This window comes from Microbacterium algeriense (assembly GCF_008868005.1).
Lineage (GTDB): Bacteria > Actinomycetota > Actinomycetes > Actinomycetales > Microbacteriaceae > Microbacterium > Microbacterium algeriense.
The window spans coordinates 62029-83054 of record NZ_WAAO01000002.1 but is presented as its reverse complement, the minus strand read 5'-3'; the positions used below and the strand labels follow the sequence as shown (position 1 = coordinate 83054).

20 protein-coding genes and 1 riboswitch are annotated in these 21026 nt (G+C 69.4%); of the genes, 13 read left to right on the top strand and 7 right to left on the bottom strand.

All coding sequences use genetic code 11. The features are described 5' to 3' along the window. The first annotated feature begins 4 nt into the window (after nt 1-4). The gene (gene gdhA, locus F6A08_RS07985; RefSeq protein ID WP_017203973.1) at nt 5-1375 is read left to right on the top strand and encodes an NADP-specific glutamate dehydrogenase; all 1371 of its coding nucleotides are present in this window, start codon (nt 5-7) and stop codon (nt 1373-1375) included. A 54-nt stretch (nt 1376-1429) separates the two neighbouring features. Here gdhA and F6A08_RS07980 read toward each other — a convergent pair whose 3' ends face one another. Together F6A08_RS07980 and mfd are read right to left on the bottom strand one after the other, a co-directional pair. Continuing rightward, nucleotides 1430-2032 carry a gamma carbonic anhydrase family protein gene (locus tag F6A08_RS07980; protein WP_124895110.1) on the bottom strand — a complete coding sequence of 201 codons (603 nt, stop codon included), beginning with the start codon at nt 2030-2032 and terminating at the stop codon, nt 1430-1432. A gap of 239 nt (nt 2033-2271) precedes the next feature. Next, nucleotides 2272-5838 carry a transcription-repair coupling factor gene (gene mfd / locus F6A08_RS07975; protein ID WP_151459185.1) on the bottom strand — a complete coding sequence of 1189 codons (3567 nt, stop codon included), beginning with the start codon at nt 5836-5838 and terminating at the stop codon, nt 2272-2274. A 64-nt stretch (nt 5839-5902) separates the two neighbouring features. Between mfd and F6A08_RS07970 the strand changes: the two genes are divergently transcribed. The 7 genes from F6A08_RS07970 to F6A08_RS07940 all read left to right on the top strand — a co-directional run bounded on the left by F6A08_RS07970 (nt 5903) and on the right by F6A08_RS07940 (nt 11537). Next, nucleotides 5903-6466, top strand: coding sequence for a GNAT family N-acetyltransferase (locus tag F6A08_RS07970; protein WP_151459184.1), 564 nt, complete (start codon nt 5903-5905; stop codon nt 6464-6466). A gap of 60 nt (nt 6467-6526) precedes the next feature. Continuing rightward, on the top strand, nt 6527-7390 hold the full coding sequence (locus F6A08_RS07965; RefSeq protein ID WP_151459183.1) for an Fpg/Nei family DNA glycosylase: 864 nt from the start codon (nt 6527-6529) through the stop codon (nt 7388-7390). A 76-nt stretch (nt 7391-7466) separates the two neighbouring features. Next, a riboswitch (FMN riboswitch) is annotated at nt 7467-7611 on the top strand. Nucleotides 7612-7674: 63 nt separating this feature from the next. Then, nucleotides 7675-8718, top strand: coding sequence for a bifunctional diaminohydroxyphosphoribosylaminopyrimidine deaminase/5-amino-6-(5-phosphoribosylamino)uracil reductase RibD (gene ribD / locus F6A08_RS07960; protein ID WP_151459182.1), 1044 nt, complete (start codon nt 7675-7677; stop codon nt 8716-8718). Then, nucleotides 8718-9395 carry a riboflavin synthase gene (locus F6A08_RS07955; RefSeq protein WP_151459181.1) on the top strand — a complete coding sequence of 226 codons (678 nt, stop codon included), beginning with the start codon at nt 8718-8720 and terminating at the stop codon, nt 9393-9395. Before ribD ends, F6A08_RS07955 begins: the two co-directional genes overlap by 1 nt. Continuing rightward, complete coding sequence (locus F6A08_RS07950; RefSeq protein WP_017203980.1) at nt 9392-10660, top strand: bifunctional 3,4-dihydroxy-2-butanone-4-phosphate synthase/GTP cyclohydrolase II; 1269 nt, start codon at nt 9392-9394, stop codon at nt 10658-10660. Before F6A08_RS07955 ends, F6A08_RS07950 begins: the two co-directional genes overlap by 4 nt. Continuing rightward, the gene (ribH, locus tag F6A08_RS07945) at nt 10657-11130 is read left to right on the top strand and encodes a 6,7-dimethyl-8-ribityllumazine synthase (protein ID WP_151459180.1); all 474 of its coding nucleotides are present in this window, start codon (nt 10657-10659) and stop codon (nt 11128-11130) included. Before F6A08_RS07950 ends, ribH begins: the two co-directional genes overlap by 4 nt. Nucleotides 11131-11183: 53 nt before the next feature. Further along, the gene (locus F6A08_RS07940; RefSeq protein WP_017203982.1) at nt 11184-11537 is read left to right on the top strand and encodes a hypothetical protein; all 354 of its coding nucleotides are present in this window, start codon (nt 11184-11186) and stop codon (nt 11535-11537) included. Here F6A08_RS07940 and F6A08_RS07935 read toward each other — a convergent pair. Further along, nucleotides 11524-12528 (bottom strand): LacI family DNA-binding transcriptional regulator, encoded by a 1005-nt coding sequence (locus F6A08_RS07935; protein ID WP_017203983.1) that lies wholly within the window; start codon nt 12526-12528, stop codon nt 11524-11526. The two genes, F6A08_RS07940 and F6A08_RS07935, sit on opposite strands and share 14 nt — an antisense overlap. 159 nt (nt 12529-12687) lie before the next feature. On the opposite strand from F6A08_RS07935, the gene F6A08_RS07930 reads away from it, so the two are divergent. From F6A08_RS07930 to F6A08_RS07915, 4 genes are all read left to right on the top strand, one after another. Next, nucleotides 12688-13605 (top strand): carbohydrate ABC transporter permease, encoded by a 918-nt coding sequence (locus tag F6A08_RS07930; RefSeq protein WP_124895105.1) that lies wholly within the window; start codon nt 12688-12690, stop codon nt 13603-13605. Between the two features lie 46 nt (nt 13606-13651). Then, the gene (locus F6A08_RS07925) at nt 13652-14497 is read left to right on the top strand and encodes a carbohydrate ABC transporter permease (RefSeq protein WP_017203985.1); all 846 of its coding nucleotides are present in this window, start codon (nt 13652-13654) and stop codon (nt 14495-14497) included. A gap of 67 nt (nt 14498-14564) precedes the next feature. Further along, the gene (locus F6A08_RS07920; protein WP_017203986.1) at nt 14565-15920 is read left to right on the top strand and encodes an ABC transporter substrate-binding protein; all 1356 of its coding nucleotides are present in this window, start codon (nt 14565-14567) and stop codon (nt 15918-15920) included. A gap of 74 nt (nt 15921-15994) precedes the next feature. Further along, nucleotides 15995-17731: a glycoside hydrolase family 35 protein gene (locus F6A08_RS07915; RefSeq protein ID WP_151459179.1), complete on the top strand. Its 1737-nt coding sequence runs from the start codon at nt 15995-15997 to the stop codon at nt 17729-17731. Between the two features lie 24 nt (nt 17732-17755). Here F6A08_RS07915 and F6A08_RS07910 read toward each other — a convergent pair whose 3' ends face one another. Together F6A08_RS07910 and F6A08_RS07905 are read right to left on the bottom strand one after the other, a co-directional pair. Continuing rightward, on the bottom strand, nt 17756-18217 hold the full coding sequence (locus F6A08_RS07910; RefSeq protein ID WP_151459178.1) for a GAF domain-containing protein: 462 nt from the start codon (nt 18215-18217) through the stop codon (nt 17756-17758). 26 nt (nt 18218-18243) lie between these two features. Then, nucleotides 18244-18741 (bottom strand): metallophosphoesterase family protein, encoded by a 498-nt coding sequence (locus F6A08_RS07905; protein ID WP_151459177.1) that lies wholly within the window; start codon nt 18739-18741, stop codon nt 18244-18246. Between the two features lie 129 nt (nt 18742-18870). Here F6A08_RS07905 and F6A08_RS07900 point away from each other — a divergent pair, with 129 nt between their 5' ends. Further along, on the top strand, nt 18871-20331 hold the full coding sequence (locus tag F6A08_RS07900) for an MFS transporter (protein ID WP_017203990.1): 1461 nt from the start codon (nt 18871-18873) through the stop codon (nt 20329-20331). A gap of 63 nt (nt 20332-20394) precedes the next feature. Here F6A08_RS07900 and F6A08_RS07895 read toward each other — a convergent pair whose 3' ends face one another. Together F6A08_RS07895 and F6A08_RS07890 are read right to left on the bottom strand one after the other, a co-directional pair. Continuing rightward, nucleotides 20395-20778, bottom strand: a complete 384-nt coding sequence (locus F6A08_RS07895) for a type II toxin-antitoxin system VapC family toxin (RefSeq protein WP_017203992.1) — start codon at nt 20776-20778, stop codon at nt 20395-20397. Continuing rightward, nucleotides 20775-21026: a FitA-like ribbon-helix-helix domain-containing protein gene (locus F6A08_RS07890; protein ID WP_124895100.1), complete on the bottom strand. Its 252-nt coding sequence runs from the start codon at nt 21024-21026 to the stop codon at nt 20775-20777. Before F6A08_RS07890 ends, F6A08_RS07895 begins: the two co-directional genes overlap by 4 nt.

Genomic DNA, 21026 nt, shown 5'->3' with positions numbered 1-21026 from the left:
CCGCGTGACCGCTCCGACCACTGCCGACTTCCACCCGCTCGCTCCCGCCGTGCAGCCCGTGTTCGACACCGTGCTGACCCGCAGCCCGTACGAGCCGGAGTTCCACCAGGCCGTCCACGAGGTGCTGCACTCGATCGCCCCCGTGCTCGAGCGCCACCCGGAGTACATCGACGGCGGCATCCTGGAACGTCTCGTCGAGCCCGAGCGGCAGATCCTGTTCCGCGTGCCGTGGATCGACGATTCCGGGAAGCTGCAGGTCAACCGCGGCTACCGCATCCAGTTCTCCTCCGTGCTCGGTCCGTACAAGGGCGGTCTGCGCTTCCACCCCTCGGTGAACCTGTCGATCATCAAGTTCCTCGGCTTCGAGCAGATCTTCAAGAACGCGCTCACCGGCCAGGGCATCGGCGGCGGCAAGGGCGGCTCCGACTTCGACCCGCACGGCAAGTCCGACGCCGAGGTCATGCGCTTCTGCCAGTCGTTCATGAACGAGCTGTACCGCCACCTCGGCGAGCACACCGACGTCCCTGCGGGCGACATCGGCGTCGGGGGCCGGGAGATCGGCTACCTCTTCGGCCAGTACCGCAAGGTCACCAACCGCCACGAGTCGGGCATGTTCACCGGCAAGGGCACCGGATGGGGCGGCGCCGAGGTGCGCACCGAGGCGACCGGCTACGGCGCGGTGTTCTTCGCACAGGAGATGCTGGGCGTGCACGGCGACTCCCTCGCGGGCAAGCGCGTCGGCATCTCGGGCTCCGGCAATGTGGCGATCTACGCGATCCAGAAGGCCGCGCAGCTCGGCGCGACCGCGGTGACCGCGTCCGATTCCTCCGGATACGTCGTCGACGACGCCGGCATCGACCTCGACCTGCTGCGTCAGCTCAAGGAGGTCGAGCGCGCCCGCATCGTCGAGTACGCGAACCGTCGTCCGAGCGCACGCTTCGTCGAGGGCGGCAGCGTGTGGGAGGTGCCCGTCGACATCGCGGTGCCGTCCGCCACCCAGAACGAGGTGAGCCTGGCCGACGCGGAGGCTCTGATCGCGAACGGCGTGCGGGCCGTGTCCGAAGGCGCCAACATGCCCTGCGTGCCGGAGGCCGTCGAGGCCTTCCAGAAGGCCGGCGTGCTGTTCGCCCCGGGCAAGGCCGCGAACGCCGGCGGTGTCGCGACCTCGGCGCTCGAGATGAGCCAGAACGCGTCGCGTCAGCGCTGGACCTTCGGCGACAGCGAGAACAAGCTCCGCGAGATCATGTCCGACATCCACAGCGCCGCTTTCGAGGCCGCCGAGCGCCACGGCGTCCCCGGCGACTACGTCGCGGGCGCCAACATCGCGGGCTTCGAGCGCGTCGCCGCGGCCATGCTCGCCCAGGGCGTCATCTGACCCGAACGACACGATGCCGGGCGTCCAGGGGCGTCCGGCATCGTCGTGTCCGCGCTACAGACCGACCTCCCGATCGTCGGCGTGCCGGGCCAGCGAGCTGCCGTAGCGCTCGGTGAGCTGCACCATCAGGTCGGGGGTGTCGCGGTCGACCCCGAACACATGACCGGGGAAGTCGAGTTCGGGCTGCGCGGCGGCGATCTCGTCATCGCGATCCGGTGACAGCAGCTGCACAGGGTCTCCGACGGCCACCCAGCCGATCGGGACCACCGTGCCCTCGGGAAGCACGGCGCGGCGATGCACGATCGCGTTCACCCGTACCTCGCACCGGTTCCCGACCAGCGCCCCGTTGAAGACGCGGGCGCCCGACGCGAAGAACACCTCCTCGCCCACCGTCGCGCCGGCGATGCTCGCGAGCGTGCCGATGAGCGTGTGCGCACCGATGTGCACCGCGTTCGCCGCAGTCGCGCGGATCAGCGCGTTCTCCATCACGATCACGTGCTCGCCGAGGGTGATCGGTCCGCCCTCAGCCGTGATGACGGCGCCGTGCAGCACCTGGCACCCCGGTCCGACCTCCACGTCTCCGGAGATCACGGCGGTGGGGGCGATGACAGCGCTGTCGTGGATGCGGGGCCGAGCCCCGAGGTGCTCGTACAACATGCCGCCAGACTAGTCCCCGCCGCCCCTCCCGCGTCTCCCCCTCCCTCTGCCCCTGCACGACTTCGGAGATCGCGGGCGACACGCCACCCCCTGCACAACTTCGGAGATCCAGGGCGACACGCCGCGCTGTGTCGGCCTGGCATCGGCGTGTCGTCCCGGGTCTCCGAAGTTGTGCCGAAGAAGTCGCGACGCGGACTGATACTCGGGCTCGGGGTCGGGCTCGGGGGGGGCGGGGGGGGTTACTCGGGCTTGGGGGGGTCGGGGAAGATCGCGGTGAAGAGCTGGGCGACCCACTCCAGGAGCTCCGCGTCGGGCAGGGGCTCCACGCCCACGCCGATCGCGGCCGGCACGGTCGGCATCGGCACGACGAGCGCCTCTCCCCCGGCGACGAGCTTCGCCTTGGGATACAGCCGCTGCAGACGCACCTTGATCGAGTCCTCCAGGCGCGCGGGCGCGATCCGGAGGTTCGACCCCATCGTGACGACGTCGGTGAGTCCGGCTCTGGCCGCCCGACGACGAAGACGCGCGATCGCGACGAGCCCCTCGACCTCTTCCGGCGGGCTGCCGTACCGGTCGACGAGCTCCTCGATCACGAGGTCGATCGCGTCGTCCTTCGCGGTCGCGGCCGACGCGGCGGAGAGCTTCTGGTAGGCCTCGAGCCGCAGACGCTCACTGTCGATGTAGTACTCGGGGATCCGGGCGTCCAGCGGCAGTTCGAGCCGCAGCTCCTGCCCGGTCTCGACGTCTTCGCCGCGGAAGGTCGCAACGGCCTCGCCGATCATGCGCAGGTACAGGTCGAAGCCGACGCCCGCGATGTGTCCCGCCTGCTCCGCGCCGAGCATGTTGCCTGCCCCGCGCAGCTCGAGGTCCTTCAGCGCGACCTGCATGCCCGAGCCGAGCTCGTTGTTCACCGCGATCGTCTGCAGCCTGTCGGCCGCGGTCTCGGACAGCGGCTTCATCTCGTCGTAGAGGAAGTACGCGTAGGCGCGCTCCCGGCCGCGACCGACCCGCCCGCGCAGCTGATGCAGCTGGCTGAGGCCGTACTTGTCCGCGCGGTCGATGATGATGGTGTTCGCGTTCGAGATGTCGAGGCCGGTCTCGATGATCGTCGTCGACACGAGCACGTCGAACTTGCGCTCCCAGAAGTCGTCCACGACCTGCTCCAGCTGGTGCTCCCCCATCTGCCCGTGGGCGACGGCGACACGCGCCTCGGGTACGAGCTCCGACAGCTGTGCCGCGATGCGCTGGATCGACTGCACGCGGTTGTGCACGAAGAACACCTGCCCCTCGCGGAGGATCTCGCGGCGGATGGCGGCCGCGATCTGCTTGTCGCTGCGGGGTCCGACGAACGAGAGGATCGGATGCCGGTCCTCCGGCGGCGTCGCGAGGGTCGACATCTCGCGGATGCCGGTGACCGCCATCTCCAGCGTGCGCGGGATGGGGGTGGCGCTCATGGCGAGGATGTCGACGTTGGTCTTCAGCTTCTTGAGCGCATCCTTGTGCTCGACGCCGAACCGCTGCTCCTCGTCGATGATCATCAGGCCCAGGTCCTTGAAGATGACCTGCTCGGTGAGGATGCGGTGCGTGCCGATCACCATGTCGACCGTGCCGTCGAGGAGCCCCTGCAGCGTCAGCCGGACCTCCTTGTCGGTCTGGAACCGCGACAGCGCCCGCACCTTCACCGGGAAACCGGCGAAGCGCTCCGTGAACGTCTCCATGTGCTGCTTGACCAGGAGCGTCGTCGGCACGAGCATCGCGACCTGCTTGCCGTCCTGGATCGCCTTGAACGCGGCCCGCACCGCGACCTCGGTCTTGCCGAAGCCCACGTCGCCGGAGAGCAGCCGGTCCATCGGGATCGGCCGCTCCATGTCGGCCTTGATCTCGTCGATCGTCTGCAGCTGGTCCTGCGTCTCCGCGAACGGGAACGCCTCTTCCAGCTCGCGCTGCCAGGGCGTGTCCGGACCGAACGCGTGCCCCTTGGCGCTCATGCGCGCCGAGTACAGCTTGACGAGTTCGACCGCGATGTCGCGGACGGCCTTGCGGGCCTTGCCCTTGGCCTGCGCCCAGTCGCTGCCGCCCATCTTCGACAGGGTCGGCGCCTCGCCCCCGACGTACTTGGAGAGGGCGTCGAGCTGGTCGGTCGGGACGAAGAGCTTGTCGCCGGGATACCCGCGCTTGGACGGCGCGTACTCGAGCACGAGGTAGTCGCGCACCGACTTGGTGGCGTTGCGTCCGCCTGTCGAGACTTCGCGCTGCGTCATCTCCACGAACCGGCCGATGCCGTGCGTGGCGTGCACGACGTAGTCGCCCTGCTTCAGCTGCAGCGGGTCGACGACGTTCTTGCGCCGCGAAGCGAGCTTGCGGACGACGCGCTGGTCGCCGCCGATCGTGCGGCCGTAGAACTCGTTGTCGGTGAGGACGGCGAGTTTCGCCTCCGGCACCTGGAAGCCCGCCTCGACCGAGCCGGTCACGAGCGTCGCGACCCCGATGTCCGGTGCATCCTCGAGCGACTCGACGACGCGGGCGGCGATGCCCCGATCGGAGAGCACGTCGCGTGCGCGGTCGACCAGTCCGTGGCCGGCCGCGATCACGACGACACGCCAGCCGTCGGCGACCTTGGCGTCGACGAAGGCGATCGCCCCGTCGACGTTGCCCTGGAAGGACGGGATGACGGCGGAGGCCTCGATGCTCTCCGGGTCGGCGTCGCCGATGCCGAACGGGCTGAGCCGCCACCAGACGCCGCCCCGGTCGTGCACGACCTCGCGGAGGTCGGCGATCGTGAGGAAGTCTCCGGCGCCCAGATCGATCGGGGCGGAGGCACCCGATGTCGCGGCGCTCCAGGCCGCGTCGAGGAACTCCCGGTTGGTGTCGCCGAGAGTGATGGCGCGGGCCGTCGACCGCTCCGGGTCGATCACGGCGGTCGCACTGCCCTCCGGCAGATACTCGACCAGCGACTTGAGGGGTCCGGCGACCGCCGGAAGCAGCGATTCCATGCCCTCGACGGGGATGCCCTCGGCCATCTTCTCGAGCATCCCGGCGATCGCGGGGAAGCCTCCGATGAGCGCCCGCGCCCGGTCACGGACCTCCGCGGTCAGCAGGAGCTCGCGGCTCGGCGGCAGATCGACACCGGGCACGTCGCCGGGGAGCGAACGCTGATCGGCGACGGAGAACGCCCGGATCTGGTCGATCTCGTCGCCGAAGAACTCGACGCGGAACGGATGCTCCGACGTCGGAGGGAACACGTCGAGGATGCCGCCGCGCACGGCGAACTCGCCACGGCGCGACACCATGTCGACCCGGGAGTACGCGCGCTCCACGAGCTGCTCCGCGACCCGGTCGAGTTCGTTGCCGCGTGATCCGACGGTCAGTTCGAGGGGCTCGATCTCGCCCAGGTTGCCGGCGATGGGCTGGAGCGCCGCACGCACGGAGGCCACGACCACGAGCGGGTGCTCCCCCTCCCATTCGGCGATGCGGCGCAGCGTCTGGAGCCGCTGTCCCACGGTGTCGGGACTCGGGCTGAGCCGCTCGTGCGGGAGCGTCTCCCACGCGGGGAAGGTGAGGACGTCGGCGTCGGGCAGGTACGCCCCCATGGCCAGCGCGAGCGTCTCGGCGCGGCGCCCGGTCGGGACGACCGCGAGGACCGCCGCGGGCTGTCCGGCGGCGGCGCGCTTGTTCAGCAGCCCTGCGAGCGTGGGCGCATCGAGCCCGTCGACCATCCCCAGGTCGGCGTCGGTTTGCGCCCAGGCGAGGGCGTCACGAAAAAGAGACGCCTCTTCCAAGGCGCGCAGAATCCCCGGAACAGTCACCGGACAAGACTAGTCCGGCCCGCCGACACTCCGGCCGGACCGCCCGTCCGAATAGAGTGCAGGGATGCAACCGGTCGTCCTCACCACGGAACGTCTCGTGCTTCGCGCCCCGACAGCGGCGGACGTGGATGCGATCACCGCCGCGTGCCAGGATCCCGAGATCCCGCGGTGGACGCCGGTGCCGAGTCCGTACACCCGCGCCGACGGCGAGGGCTTCGTCTCGCTGGTCGCACAGTGGTGGGAGAGCGACAGCCAGGCGGTGTGGGCCGTGTTCGCGGACGGCGTGCTGGTCGGCACGGTCGGCCTGCACCACATCACGCCGCACGACGCCGGGGGTCAGGCCGAGCTGGGCTATTGGATAGCGGCGGAAGCGCGCGGGAAGGGCTACACCGTCGAAGCCGCCCGCGCAGCGATCGACTGGGGATTCGGGGAACTCGGGCTCGCGCGCATCCGATGGCAGGCCGTGCTCGGCAACATCCCCTCGGCTCGGGCCGCACGGACGCTCGGCTTCCGCTTCGAGGGCACTCTGCGCCAAGCCCTGACCAGCCCGCGCGGCCGCGACGACGGCTGGATCGCCGGTCTCCTCCCTTCCGACGACCGCGCCCCGGTGGACTGGCCCGTGCTCTGACGAGGAGGCGTCCGCCTCGCGTCGCGTGACAGCGTCGGACCTCGATGCCAGGATGGCTGCATGCCCGAGATGCCGGAGGTCCAGGGACTCGCTGCGTTCCTCGCGGAGCGCGCGGTCGGACGAACCATCACGCGCACGAACGTGGGCGCGATCGCGGCACTGAAGACCTACGACCCACCGAACACGGCCCTGTACGGCGCGACGATCACGGCGTCCACGCGACAGGGCAAGTTCCTCGTCCTCTCCTGCGGCGACGACCTGCATCTGGTGTTCCACCTCGCCAAGGCGGGCTGGCTGCGCTGGTACGACGCCCTGCCCACGACGCTCATCAAGCCGGGCAAGTCGCCGATCGCGCTGCGGGTGGCGCTCGACGACGGCAGCGGATTCGATCTGACCGAGGCCGGCACCAAGAAGTCGCTCGCCGTCTACGTCGTCCGCGACCCGCAGGAGGTTCCCGGCATCGCCCGGCTCGGGCCCGACCCGCTCGCCGCCGACTTCACCCTGGATGCCTTCTCGGCCCTGCTGACCGATCGGCGGATGCAGATCAAGGGCCTGCTGCGCGACCAGGCCGTGATCGCCGGGATCGGCAACGCATACTCCGACGAGATCCTGCATGCCGCGCGCATGTCACCGTACGCGATCGCCGGGAACCTCGACGGGGCCGACGTCGAGCGGCTGTATGACGCGATGCGCACCACCCTGACCGATGCCGTCGCGGCGGCCTCGGGCAAGCCGCCCGCTGACCTCAAAGACGCCAAACGGCGCGGAATGCAGGTGCATGCGCGCCGCGGTGAGACCTGCCCGGTGTGCGGGGACACGATCCGCAGCGTGTTCTTCGCCGACCGCTCCCTCGAGTACTGCCCGACCTGCCAGACGGGCGGCAAGGTCCTCGCGGACCGCCGGCTCTCCCGCCTGCTCAAGTGACCGGCAGCCCGGCGTGGCGCAGTTCCATGTCTTGGAATGAAATCTGCGCAGACGCGTTGAGTACACTCAGAGCAACAACGTGCTCCGGGGTCGGTGAGAATCCGAACCGGCGGTGACAGTCCGCGAGCGTCTCGAGAGATCGGGATGCCGATCCGGTGGAATTCCGGGACCGACGGTGATGCGAGGGAGACCTCGCTAGTCCGGAAGGGAGGCAGCACGAGACGCATCCGTGCGTCCGTTCCGCCATCCCCGCTCGACCCCGGAGCCTCAGAGGAGGACGACGGATGGCAGTGAATGCGGCAGAGCGCACCGCGATGAGTCGCGCGCTCGAGCTCGCCGCCCGGGGGCCGCGCGGAGCGAACCCGCAGGTCGGCGCGGTCATCCTCTCCTCCACCGGCGATGTTCTGGCCGAGGGCTGGCACCGCGGTGCGGGCACTCCGCACGCGGAGGTCGACGCCCTGTCGAAGCTGGCCCCGGGGGCGGCGCACGGTGCCACCGCTGTCGTGACGCTCGAGCCCTGCAACCACACCGGGCGCACCGGTCCCTGCGCCGTCGCGCTGATCGAGGCCGGCGTCGCCCGCGTCGTCTACGCCCTCGACGACCCGGGCGCCGTGTCGGGCGGCGGGGCCGAGCGGCTGCGCGCCGCCGGGGTCGAGGTGGAGTCCGGCGAGCAGGCGGACGCCGCTGGCGCACTGATCGAGGGCTGGCTCACGGCCCAGCGCCTCGGACGCCCGCACGTCACCGTCAAGTGGGCGCAGAGTCTGGACGGCCGTGCCGCCGCCGCCGACGGTTCGAGCCAGTGGATCACCGGTCCCGTCGCCCGAGCCGACGTGCACCGACGCCGTGCCGAGGCCGACGCCATCGCGGTCGGCACCGGGACCGTTCTCGCCGACGACCCCGCGCTCACCGCCCGCGACGGCGACACACTGCTCCCGCACCAACCCGTGCCGGTGGTGATCGGGACGCGTTCGACGCCGGAAGACGCCGCTGTGCATCGGCATCCGCACCCCCCGCTCTTCTTCGACACGCACGACCTCGCAGCGGTGATGGCCGATCTGCACGGTCGCGGCATCCAGCGCCTGTTCGTGGAAGGCGGCCCCACGCTGGCCAGCGCCTTCCTCGCCGCAGGACTCGCAGATCAGGTGCTCGCTTACATCGCGCCGGTCCTGCTCGGAGGTGAACGCCTCGCCCTCACCGATATCGGCGTCCCCTCGATCGCCGCAGCGCGTCGGCTGACGGTCGACGGATGGGTTCCGCTCGGCGACGACCTGCTCGTGGTCGCGCGCCCTGCGGAAGAGAACGAATCGCACAACGAAGGAGCCGCCTGATGTTCACCGGAATCATCGAGGAGATGGGCGAGATCACGGCGGTCGCGCCCTCGGGTGACGGCTGGCGCCTCACCGTCCGTGCGCCGCGGGCCGCGGCGGATGCCGTGCACGGAGAGTCCATCGCGGTCTCCGGCGTGTGCCTGACGGTGGTGGGCTCGACGGCCGACACCTTCGACGCTGATGTCATGAAGCAGACGCTCGACGTCTCGGCGATCGGCTCCGCGACGATCGGCACCAGGGTCAATATCGAGAAGGCGATGCCCGTCGGTGCGCGGCTGGGCGGACACATCGTGCAGGGCCACGTCGATGGCACAGGCGACGTGCTCGAGGTGCGCCCCGGCGCCCAGTGGAGCGTGCTGCGCATCAGCCTTCCCGCCGACCTCGCTCCCCTGGTCGTCGACAAGGGGTCCATCTCGGTCGACGGCACCTCCCTGACGGTGAGCGCTGTGAGCCCTTCGACAAGCTCAGGGACCCAGGACGGCTCAGGGACCCAGGACGGCTCAGGGACCCAGGACGGACACTGGTTCGAGGTCTCCCTGATCCCGGAGACGCTCGCCGCGACCACGCTGGGACTCCGCGCCGTCGGCGACCGCGTCAACCTGGAGACGGACATCCTCGCGCGTCACGTGGAGCGGCTGCTCGCGTTCCGCGCCGCACCGGAAGGAGGCTCGCGATGAGCCTTTCCACGATCCCCGAAGCCCTGGACGCGCTGCGCGCGGGGCGCCCCGTCCTCGTCGCCGACGACGAGAACCGCGAGAACGAGGGCGATGTCGTGCTCTCCGCCGAGCTCGCGACGCCCGAATGGGTGGCCTGGACCGTGCGCTGGTCCTCGGGATTCATCTGCGCCCCGATGCCGACCGACCTCGCCGATCAGTTGAACCTGCCCCCCATGGTGGCCGCCAGCGAGGACGCCCGCTCCACCGCCTACACCGTGAGCGTCGATGCGGCGGAGGGCGTCACGACCGGCATCAGCGCCCACGATCGCGCCCACACGCTCAACGTGCTCGCGGACCCCGGGTCGACGGCCACCAGCATCATCCGCCCCGGCCACGTGCTGCCCCTGCGTGCCGTGGACGGCGGTGTGCGCGAGCGCAGCGGCCACACCGAGGCCGCGGTCGAGCTGATGAAGCTCGCCGGACTCCGACCGGTCGGCGCGATCGCCGAGGTCGTGGCCGAGGACGGCAGCATGATGCGCCTTCCCGGACTGCTCGAGCTCGGCGCCCGCGACGGCGTGCCGGTCATCACGATCGAGCAGCTCATCGCCCACCTGAACGAGATCGACCCGGACGGCGCGACCCCGTCCGCCCACCGCGGCCGTCGGGTGAGCCTGCGCGCCGACGCCACGGTTCCGACCGACCACGGCGTGTTCCGCTTCCTCGCCTACAAGGACAGGGTCACCGGCACGGATCACATCGCCGTCGTGTCCGGCGAACCCGGAGACACGGCGCTCGTGCGCGTGCACTCCGAGTGCCTGACCGGAGAGGCCTTCGGATCCCTGAAGTGCGAGTGTGGCCCGCAGCTCGACGCCGCGCTCGACGCGATCGAACAGGATGGCGGCATCGTCATCTACATGCGCGGACACGAAGGACGAGGGATCGGCCTCATCAACAAGCTGCGCGCATACAGCCTGCAGGAGGAGGGGCTCGACACCGTCGACGCGAACCTCGCACTCGGACTGCCGGCCGATGCGCGCGACTACGCCGCTGCGGCCGGGATCCTCGCCGACCTCGGCGTGACGAAGGTGCGTCTGCTCACGAACAACACCGACAAGGTGAATCAGCTGCGCGAGCTCGGTCTCGACGTGATCGAGCAGGTGCCGCTGATCGTGGGCGTCGGCCCGAACAACCACCAGTATCTGGAGACCAAGCGTGACCGGATGGGTCACATCATCGGCGAAGCGGAGCTCGCAGCGGCGCTCGCCCACGGAAAGGACGAGGAATGAGCGGCGCAGGAGCACCGAATACCGGCAGCATCGACGGACGCGGGCTGAACGTCGTGGTGATCGCGGGCACATGGCATGAGACGATCTCCGACGGCCTGATCGCCGGTGCGCAGCGCGTGCTGGACGAGGCGCACGCCACGTCCCGCGTCGTGCGGGTTCCGGGCTCGTTCGAGCTCGCGGTCGCCGCGCAGGCCGCCTTCGCCGGCGGAGCGGACGCGGTGGTCGCGCTGGGCGTCATCATCCGCGGCGGCACTCCGCACTTCGAGTACGTGTCCTCCGCCGCGACCGACGGCCTGACGCGCGTCTCGCTCGACGCCGGCAAGCCGGTCGGCTTCGGACTGCTCACTCTGGATGATGAGCAGCAGGGGCTCGACCGTGCGGGGCTGGAAGGCTCCAAGGAGGACAAGGGTGCCGAGGCCGCGGATGCCGCGCTGCGGACGGCGCTCGTGATCCGGGAGCTTCGCGGCTGAGGTCAGCCTGCCCTTGCTAGCGCAGGAGAGCCCTCGACTTCTACGGTGAGGACATGGAGATCCTGCGTCATATTGTCGTGTTCATCCACCTGATCGGCTTCGCCGTGCTCTTCGGAGCGTGGGCCGCACAGGCGTTCGGCGGCAAGCGTCAGATCACCAGGATCATGGACTACGGTCTGGCGATCGCCGGTGTCGCCGGCCTCGCTCTGGCCGCTCCGTGGGGCATCGAATACGACCTGAACTACGTCAAGATCGGCGTGAAGCTCGTCGTCCTGCTGATCATCGGCGCCCTGCTGGGCATCGGCTCCGCGCGTCAGAAGCGCGGTGCGGCGGTGCCCCCCGCCGTGTTCTGGCTCATCGGCATCCTCGCGCTGCTGAACGCAGGCCTCGCCGTCATCTGGCGCTGATCCCGCGCCCGCCCTTCGGCGCTGCCGTGCTCTCCCGCACGATGAGCTCGGTGGCGACCAGGGGCGTCTGCCGTCGTCCCGCGCCGTCCAGTTCGGCCAGCAGCGCGTCCACGGCGAGAGCGCCGACGCGCTCAGGATGCTGCTGAACGGTCGTGAGCGGTGGCCACAGCTGCGCGGCGTCCGGCAGCCCGTCGAACCCGACGATGCTGACGTCCTCCGGCACCGCGCGCCCGACTTCGCGGAAGGCCCGCAGCACTCCGATCGCCATCTGGTCGTTCGCGACGAAGACGGCGGTGACGTCGTCGAGCTCGCGCAGCGCTCGGCCCGCGGCATAGCCCGACGCGGCGGTCCAGTCCCCCGACAGCGGCTCCGGCACTTCACGCCCGTGTGCCTCGAGGGTCTGCTGCCAGGCTTCCCGACGCCTCTCCGCGGAGTACGAGCGTGCGGGGCCGGCGACGTGCCAGACGGTGTCGTGGCCGAGTTCGAGGAGGTGCTCGGTCGCGAGCCGAGCCCCCTGGGCCTGATCGGTGTCGACGAACGGGTGGGTCTCCGCGCGGTTCGAGTCCACGAACACGACCGGGAGGGCCTCGGGGATCTCGATGTCCGCCTCATCGAGCTGGTGCGCCTCGATCACGATGATGATGCCGTCGACCGCGTGCTCCTCGAGACGCCGGAACGCTCCTGCCACGGTCTCGCCGGCGGTGGACTCGACCGGGATGAGGGTCAGGGCGTAGCCGAGCTGCGCGGCGCGCACCGCGATCGCGTCGAGCGTGCGCTGATTGCCGTAGGAGCTGAACGAGAACATCACGACGCCGATGGTGCGGAATCGTCCTGAGCGCAGCGCCCGGGCGGCGCTGTTCGGCCGATACCCGAGGCGCTGCATCGCGGCCTCGACGCGCTCGCGCGTGGCGGCGCCCACGTATCCCCTGGCATTCACGACACGCGACACCGTCTGACCGGAGACCCCGGCTTCCCTGGCCACGTCTTCCATCGAGGGTTCCCGGCGACGAAGCGACGTCTCGGTCGGATGCTCTGGGGTCATGATCACCCATCCCCTCATGTGTTGACGTTGACACACTACCAGCGCATCGCATATGTTGACGTTGACACACGGCGCACGGAGCGCCCGCAACGTGAGAAGGACTCGTCGATGACGACTGATATCCCCGCAGCACAGGGCGCCCTCGGCCCCCGACGCCGCGACCGCCGCGACTGGAAGGGTTGGGCCTTCGTCGGTCCCTTCATGGTCGTGTTCGCCCTGGTGTTCCTGACACCGCTCGCCTACGCCCTGTACCTGAGCCTCTTTCAGGAGAAGCTCATCGGCGGCACCGCGTTCGTGGGCCTGGACAACTACGCCCGCGCGCTCACCGACCCGCAGTTCTGGGAGGCGTTCGGCCGCGTGCTCGTCTTCCTGGTCGTGCAGGTGCCGATCATGCTGATCCTCGCCCTCGGCGCCGCACTCGCCCTCGACAGCGCCCGCCTGCGCGGAGCGTCCTTCTTCCGCATCCTGATCTTCCTGCCCTACGCGGTCCCCGCGGTGGTCGCCGTTCTCATGTGGGGCTACATCTACGGCGACCAGTTCGGCCTCACGAGCAACATCAACGACTTCCTCGGCGTCGATGCGATCACGCCCTTCGCGAAAGAGTGGATGCTGCTCTCGATCGGCAACATCGTCACGTGGGAGTTCGTCGGCTACAACATGCTGATCTTCTACTCCTCGCTCAAGACGATCCCGAGCGACATGTACGAGGCCGCGTCGCTGGACGGCGCCGGCGCATGGCGCACCGTCTTCTCGATCAAGATCCCGTCCGTCCGCGGGGCTCTGGTGATCGCGACCATCTTCTCGATCATCGGCAGCTTCCAGCTCTTCAACGAGCCCAACATCCTGCGTCCGCTCGCCCCGAACGTGATCACGACGTTCTTCACCCCGAACATGTACGCCTACAACCTGTCGTTCGCCGGCCAGCAGTTCAACTACGCCGCGACCATCGCCATCATCATGGGCGTCATCACCGCGGTCATCGCCTACGTCGTGCAGCTGCGCGGCTCGAAGTCGGAGGTGCGCTGACATGGCACTCCCCCTGGCCCGCCCCTCCCGCCGACGCCACGACCCGATGAATCCGCGGAAGTCGAACACGCTGCTGATCGTGATGATCGTGTACGCGCTGTACACGCTCGTCCCGCTGGTCTGGCTGCTGTTCAGCTCAACCAAGACGCAGGCGGGACTGTTCAGCTCGTTCGGACTGTGGTTCGCCGACGACTTCGCCTTCTTCGACAACCTCGTGGCCACGTTCTCCTACCGCGACGGCATCTTCCTGCGCTGGCTCGGCAACACCCTGCTGTACGTCGTCGTGGGCGCCGGAGGAGCCACGCTGCTGGCCACCATGGCCGGATACGGCCTCGCGAAGTTCCGGTTCCCCGGACGCCGCGCGGTGTTCGCCGTCGTCCTCGGCGCGGTGGCGGTGCCGGGCACAGCCCTCGCCGTGCCGACGTTCCTGCTGTTCAGCGAGCTGGGTCTGACGAACACCCCCTGGGCCGTCATCATCCCCTCGCTCATCAGCCCGTTCGGCCTGTATCTGATCTGGGTGTTCGCGTCGGAATCCGTGCCGACGGAGCTGCTCGAGGCCGCGCGCATCGACGGCGCCGGCGAGTTCCGCACCTTCTTCACGATCTCGATGAGGCTGCTCGCCCCGGGCATCGTGACGGTCGCGCTGTTCACGGTCGTGGCGACCTGGAACAACTACTTCCTGCCGCTGATCATGCTGTCCGATCCCGCCTGGTATCCGCTCACCGTCGGACTGAACCAGTGGAGCGCCCAGGCCGTCGGCGCCGGATCCCAGCCGATCTACAACCTCGTGATCATGGGCTCGCTCCTCACGATCGTCCCGATCGTCATCGCCTTCCTGCTGCTGCAGCGCTTCTGGCAGTCAGGGCTCACCGCGGGGAGCGTCAAGCAGTGACTCCCCGCATCCTCTGCATCACCCCCGCGACCCGACGCTGGGCCGCACCTCCCGAAAGGACACAGCAATGAAGCACCTTCCCTCATCGACCCGGCGCACCTTCGCGGTGCTGGCCGCTGGCACCGTGGCAGCGCTGACGCTGGCCGGATGCAGCACCGGTGGCGACGCCGGCTCCGACGGCAGCGCGGGCTCCGGTTCGTTCGACTCCGTCGAGGCCGCGCTCGAGAAGGGCGGCGAGATCACGTACTGGTCGTGGACGCCGTCGGCTGAGGCTCAGGTCGAGGCCTTCGAGAAGGAGTACCCGAACGTCACCGTGAACCTCGTGAACGCCGGCACGAACAACGAGGAGTACACGAAGCTGCAGAACGCGATCAAGGCGGGCTCCGGCGCCCCCGACGTCGTGCAGATCGAGTACTACGCCTTCCCGCAGTTCGCTCTGACGGATGCGTTCACCGACCTTTCGCAGTACGGGTTCGCCGATTTCGAGGACGACTACACCGCCTCGACATGGAACTCGGTGAGCGACGGCGATGCGATCTACGGCCTGCCGCAGGACTCGGGCCCCATGGCGCTGTTCTACAACAAGACCGTGTTCGACGCCGCGGGCGTCGCCGTGCCCACCACCTGGGACGAGTACTACGAGGCCGCGAAGGCGATCCACGCGGCGAACCCGGATGCCTACATCACCAACGACACGGGAGATGCGGGCTTCGCCACCTCGATGATCTGGCAGGCCGGCGGCAAGCCGTTCGAGACCTCGGGCACCGACGTCACGATCGATCTGCAGGACGACGGCTCGAAGAAGTGGACCGAGAACTGGAACCGCCTCGTCGAGGACGACCTGCTCGCCCCCTACGGCAGCTGGAGCGACGAGTGGTTCCGCGCCCTGGGCGACGGCAGCCTCGCCAGCCTCGTGATCGGCGCGTGGATGCCCGGCAACCTCATCTCGGGAGCCCCTGACGGCTCCGGCGACTGGCGCGTGGCACCGATGCCCACCTACGACGGCTCCCCTGCGACGGCGGAGAACGGCGGCGGCGGTCAGGCGGTCACCAAGCAGAGCAAGAACCCGGAGCTGGCTGCCGGATTCCTGTGGTGGCTGAACAACTCCGAGGAGAGCATCTCGATCTTCCTCGAGTCGGGCGGCTTCCCGTCCACGACCGCCGAGCTTTCCAGTGACGAGTTCCTCGCCGAGGCCCCGGAGTACTTCGGTGGGCAGAAGATCAACGAGGTGCTGGCCGCCGCCGCGGACGACGTGGTCGAGGGCTGGAGCTACCTGCCGTACCAGGTGTACGCGAACAGCATCTTCGGTGACACCGTCGGACAGTCGTACCAGAACGGAACCGACCTGAACGAGGGCCTCGTGTCCTGGCAGGACGCGCTGGTCGAGTACGGCAACGCGCAGGGCTTCACCGTCAACAAGTAGGACCGCGGCAGAGCCGGTCCCGGATCCCCGTGCCGGGACCGGCTCGACCCGCCTCATCGAAAGCACCACGACACGTGACCTCCTTCTCCCTCGGTGACACCGACTTCCTCCGCGACGGCCAGCCGCACCAGGTGATCTCCGGCGCCATCCACTACTTCCGGGTGCACCCCGATCAATGGCAGGACCGCATCCGCAAGGCCCGGCTGATGGGGCTGAACACGATCGAGACCTATGTCGCGTGGAACGCGCATGAGCCGGAGCGGGGCGCCTGGGACACGACCGGATGGAACGACCTCGGCCGTTTCCTCGATCTCGTGCACGAGGAGGGGCTGGACGCGATCGTCCGTCCCGGCCCGTACATCTGCGCCGAGTGGCACAACGGTGGCCTCCCCGTCTGGCTCACCGGCAGTGTCGACGGGCTGCGCTCCTCGGCCCCGGACTTCCTCGCCGAGGTGAGCGCGTACCTCCGCCGCGTGTACGACATCGTCGCCCCGCGGCAGATCGAGCGCGGCGGACCCGTCGTGCTGGTGCAGATCGAGAACGAATACGGCGCCTACGGCGCGGACCAGGCGTACCTCGAAGCCCTCGTCGCCGTCACGCGCGATGCCGGGATCACCGTGCCGCTGACGACCGTCGATCAGCCGGTCGATCGGATGCTGCGCGACGGCAGCCTGCCCGAGCTGCACAAGACCGCGTCCTTCGGCTCGCGCAGCACGGAACGCCTCGCGACGCTGCGCCGCCACCAGCCGACCGGACCGCTGATGTGCTCGGAGTTCTGGGACGGGTGGTTCGACTGGTGGGGCGGAGTGCACCACACCACGGATGTGCACGCGGCCGCAGCCGACCTCGACGCGCTTCTGGCTGCCGGAGCGTCCGTCAACATCTACATGTTCCACGGCGGCACCAACTTCGCGCTCACCAACGGCGCCAACGACAAGGGGCGATACCTGCCCTTGGTCACCTCCTACGACTACGACGCCCCGCTCGACGAGGCGGGAAACCCGACGGCGAAGTTCTTCGCCTTCCGCGAGGTGATCGCCCGCCACGCACCGGTTCCCGACGAACTGCCCCCCGCGGCCCCGGCGGCTCCCGCGTTCGAGGTCGACCTCCGCGCGGCAGGGGCGTGGACCGAGGGGGAAGGAATCGAGCCCCGCACCGCACTGCCGCAGACCTTCGACGCGCTCGGGCACCGCAGCGCTCTGATCCGGTACGACGTCGAGCTGCCGACGGAACACGGCGGACTCCTCCTCATCGGCGAGGTGCGCGATCTCGCGTGGGCGAGCGTCGACGGCCGCCCTGTCGGCACCCTCTCCCGCACGCGCCAGGACCGGACGCTTCGGATTCCCCCGGGACGCACGCTCAGCATCCTGGTCGAGGACCAGGGGCGCGTGAACTACGACCACCGGCTCGGCGAGGAGAAGGGGCTGATCGGCGAGATCACTCTCGACGGCGCTCCCTTGGGTGGCTGGCGCTCCACTCCGCTGGACGTCGCGGAGCTGGCCGCAGGTGTCGCCGCGCGCGCGACCGCGGACGGCGGCGGAGACGGGCCGAGTGCCTGGACCGCGGAGTTCGCCCTGGATGCCGCTGCCGATCTCTTCCTCGACACCGCAGCGTGGAGCAAAGGCTTCGCCTTCGTGAACGGCTTCTTCCTCGGCCGGTACTGGCGGAACGGTCCGCAGCGCACGCTCTACGTCCCGGAACCGGTGACCCGGGCCGGCGCGAACAGCCTCGTCGTGCTGGAGCTCGAGCAGGTGCTCGATCCGGTCGTGCGCTTCGTCGGCGGTCTCGCGCTCGGGGCGACCGAGGAGTAAGGCCGCCGACGCGACCCGTCGCCGTCACGCGCCAGAGAAACGTTCCCACAGGGCGACCGAGGCGCTGGAGACCTCGGCATCTCGGATCTGCTGCCAGTTGCGGCCGCCTCGGGCGAACGCGGCCCTCACGGCGCCGGGGACATCGCGCGGCGGGACGGGATCGGCCAGCCAGCGACAGGGTCTGACGTGCACGAGGTCGACCTCGTGGGCCGCGGCCCGCGTGTCGTACCGCCACGCGCCGTCGAGCCTGCCGAGCCACAGGAGACCGTCCTCGTCGCGGGTCCAGACGTGCGCGCCGTCCGGAGCGGTCGCGAACCGTTCGAGCCGACGGGCCACGCGCTCTCCGTGGGCGGCGTCGACCAGGGCGAGCGCCTCCGTCAACGATGCGGGCGCCGCGTCGAGCCGCCCTCCCACGCCGCAGACTCCGAGTGCCAGGGCCCGTTCCACCGCCGGCCCGTCCGGGACGCGGTCATCGCGGGAGCGCATCGGAGCACGGTAGACGGGGGGATGGATCACGGCAGCGGCACCAGCGTGAGGTCCACCACGGCCCGGTCGACGATCGCCCACATCAGGGTGCAGACCGGCTGGCGTCGACGATCCGTCGGCGAGCCGGGGTTCAGCAGCCGCATGCCCGAGGGCGCCAATGTGTCCCAGGGGATGTGCGAGTGCCCGAACACCAGCAGATCGATGCCGGGATACTCCTCGTCCATCCGGGCTTCGCGACGCAGAGAGGGCCCTGTCTCGTGCACGACCGCCACCTCGAGGTCCTCCACCGTGAAGCGGGCGACCTCCGGCAGGCGTGCGCGAAGCCCCTCGCCGTCGTTGTTGCCGAACACGCCGTGCAGCACCGCGGCCCTCGCCTCGAGCAGGTCGAGCGTGGCCTCGTCGACCCAATCCCCCGCGTGCACCACGAGGTCGGCGTCGTCGACTGCGCGCAGGACCGCATCCGGCAGCCGCTTCGCACGCTTCGGGACGTGGGTGTCGGCCAGCAGCAGCATGCGTGTGGTCATCGCGGCGTGCCTCCCTGTCGACTCCGACTCTACGCGCGGACACCGGCCGTCATTGCGCACAGCAAACACTCAGGAAGGCGTAAACTCGCCCGAGTCCCCTGGTATACCGGGGCCGATCGGAGAAGAGACATGACCACAGCCCCGGCACCCGCGAACCCGCGTTCGCGCGTCATCACCGCCAGCCTCGTCGGCACCACCATCGAGTTCTACGACTTCTACGTCTATGCGACGGCGGCCGTGCTCGTGTTCCCCACGCTGTTCTTCCCCAGCGACAACGACACCGCATCGCTGCTGGCGTCGTTCGCCGTGTTCGGCGCCGCCATGGTCGCCCGCCCCATCGGCGCCGTCGTGTTCGGCCACTTCGGCGACAAGTTCGGACGCAAGGCCACTCTCGTCGCGTCGCTGCTCACTATGGGCATCGCGACCTTCGTGATCGGACTCCTCCCCACCTTCCAGCAGATCAACTGGGTCGCACCGCTGCTCCTGCTGGTCCTGCGGCTCGCGCAGGGCTTCGCGCTCGGCGGCGAATGGTCGGGCGCCGCTCTCGTCGCGACGGAGAACGCCCCGAAGGGCAAGCGCGCCTGGTACGGCTCCTTCCCGCAGCTGGGCGCCCCGCTGGGGTTCATCATCGCGAACGGCCTGTTCCTGGCGATCAACTTCGCCCTGCCGCACCCGGAGAACCCAGTCCTCAAGTCCGAGGCGTTCCTGTCATGGGGTTGGCGTGTGCCGTTCCTCTTCTCCGCGGTCATGGTCATCATCGGCCTCTGGGTGCGACTCAAGCTCGTCGAATCGGACACGTTCAAGAAGGCCGCCGAGAAGGGCACCATCCGGAAGCTGCCGCTCGCGACCGTCTTCCGTCACCACTGGAAGCAGCTGATCCTCGGCACGTTCATCATGCTGGCGACGTATGTGCTGTTCTACCTGATGACGAACTTCACGCTGACGTACGGCACCAAGGCCGCCGACCTGGAGACCGCGTCCGCCGCCGCCCAGGCTGCCGCCGAGGCGACCGGCAAGCCGTTCGACCCGAGCGTGTTCGCGCAGCAGTTCTACCCCGGTCTCGGCTTCGGCTACACGGACTTCGTGCTGATGCAGATCATCGGCGTGGTGTTCTTCGGTGTCTTCACCCTGCTGTCCGGCCCCATCGCCGACGCGATCGGACGCCGGAAGCTGCTGCTCTGGGTCACGGGACTCATCATCGTGTTCGGTCTCACGTTCAACCTCTTCCTGCTGCCGCAGGCCGACCCGAAGTTCACCGGTGCGCTGACGCAGGCGTTCCTCGTGTTCGGGTTCGTGCTGATGGGAACGACCTTCGGACCGATGGGCGCGCTGCTGCCCGAGCTGTTCCCGACGAACGTGCGCTACTCCGGCTCGGCGATCGCCTACAACGTGTCGTCGATCCTGGGCGCGGCTGTCGCCCCGTTCATCGCAGTGGCGCTGTGGGCCGCGGTCGGTGGCCAGCCCTGGTTGGTCGGGCTGTACCTGTCGGCGATGGCCGTGCTGACCTTCGTGGCACTGATCTTCACTCCGGAGACGAAGGACCACGACTACGAGGAAGACCTCGGTCTCGCGTCCGCCGTCGAGCTCTAGGCAGCGCAGTGACGGCGCCCGTGTCTGCGGACACGGGCGCCGTCTTGTGTCTGCGAAGGCACCTCAGAGGACGACGACCTCGCAGTAGCGGGAGGCGGTTCTCGCCAGGCGACCGTCCCGAGTGAGCAGCGGCAGTCCGAGCGCCTCGGCGAGGGCGACGTACCCCGCGTCGTACGCGGACACCTCATCGCGAAGGGTCCAGATGCGCGGGATCAGCCGTCGCAGCGGATGCCGCGTGATCTGAAGGTCCCCGAAGGCATCGAGTGCCTCCCGCGCGACATGGGAGGGAAGCTGCGAGCGAAGCGTCTGCCGCCGTAGCACCGACACGACCTCGATGTCGAGACCGGCGTGGGCGTGGAAGTCCTCGCCTCCGACCCAGGGCTCCTCGCCGAGTAGAGCCTCGATCGCGGCGGAGGCATCGAGCACGACCGGTCCACGCGCGCTCACCGGAGGGATGCCCCGTCATGCTCCGCCCGCTCCTGGTCGCGCGCCGTGAGGATGTCCGTCCGCGATAGCGCGACGCCGGCTGCGCGTGCTCGCTCCCTCGCCGCGGCGATGACCTGAACGTTGCTGCGGTAGCGCACGAGGTCTTCGAGTTCCCGCGCCACATAATCGGACAGCGTCATGCGCTCCGCGGCGGCACGCTCCTTGAGCTTCGCGTGGACGGCGTCCGGGAGGTTCCTGACTTGCAGCAT

Coding starts and splice junctions, on each gene's coding strand:
- F6A08_RS07930 (WP_124895105.1), top strand. CDS start 12,688: ATGACGACTGATATCCCCGCAGCACAGGGCGCCCTCGGCCCCCGACGC.
- F6A08_RS07910 (WP_151459178.1), bottom strand. CDS start 18,217: ATGCGCTCCCGCGATGACCGCGTCCCGGACGGGCCGGCGGTGGAACGG.
- F6A08_RS07965 (WP_151459183.1), top strand. CDS start 6,527: ATGCCCGAGATGCCGGAGGTCCAGGGACTCGCTGCGTTCCTCGCGGAG.
- F6A08_RS07890 (WP_124895100.1), bottom strand. CDS start 21,026: ATGCTGCAAGTCAGGAACCTCCCGGACGCCGTCCACGCGAAGCTCAAG.
- F6A08_RS07905 (WP_151459177.1), bottom strand. CDS start 18,741: ATGACCACACGCATGCTGCTGCTGGCCGACACCCACGTCCCGAAGCGT.
- F6A08_RS07940 (WP_017203982.1), top strand. CDS start 11,184: ATGGAGATCCTGCGTCATATTGTCGTGTTCATCCACCTGATCGGCTTC.
- ribD (WP_151459182.1), top strand. CDS start 7,675: ATGGCAGTGAATGCGGCAGAGCGCACCGCGATGAGTCGCGCGCTCGAG.
- F6A08_RS07925 (WP_017203985.1), top strand. CDS start 13,652: ATGAATCCGCGGAAGTCGAACACGCTGCTGATCGTGATGATCGTGTAC.
- F6A08_RS07920 (WP_017203986.1), top strand. CDS start 14,565: ATGAAGCACCTTCCCTCATCGACCCGGCGCACCTTCGCGGTGCTGGCC.
- ribH (WP_151459180.1), top strand. CDS start 10,657: ATGAGCGGCGCAGGAGCACCGAATACCGGCAGCATCGACGGACGCGGG.
- F6A08_RS07900 (WP_017203990.1), top strand. CDS start 18,871: ATGACCACAGCCCCGGCACCCGCGAACCCGCGTTCGCGCGTCATCACC.
- F6A08_RS07950 (WP_017203980.1), top strand. CDS start 9,392: ATGAGCCTTTCCACGATCCCCGAAGCCCTGGACGCGCTGCGCGCGGGG.
- F6A08_RS07935 (WP_017203983.1), bottom strand. CDS start 12,528: ATGGAAGACGTGGCCAGGGAAGCCGGGGTCTCCGGTCAGACGGTGTCG.
- F6A08_RS07970 (WP_151459184.1), top strand. CDS start 5,903: ATGCAACCGGTCGTCCTCACCACGGAACGTCTCGTGCTTCGCGCCCCG.
- F6A08_RS07955 (WP_151459181.1), top strand. CDS start 8,718: ATGTTCACCGGAATCATCGAGGAGATGGGCGAGATCACGGCGGTCGCG.
- F6A08_RS07980 (WP_124895110.1), bottom strand. CDS start 2,032: ATGTTGTACGAGCACCTCGGGGCTCGGCCCCGCATCCACGACAGCGCT.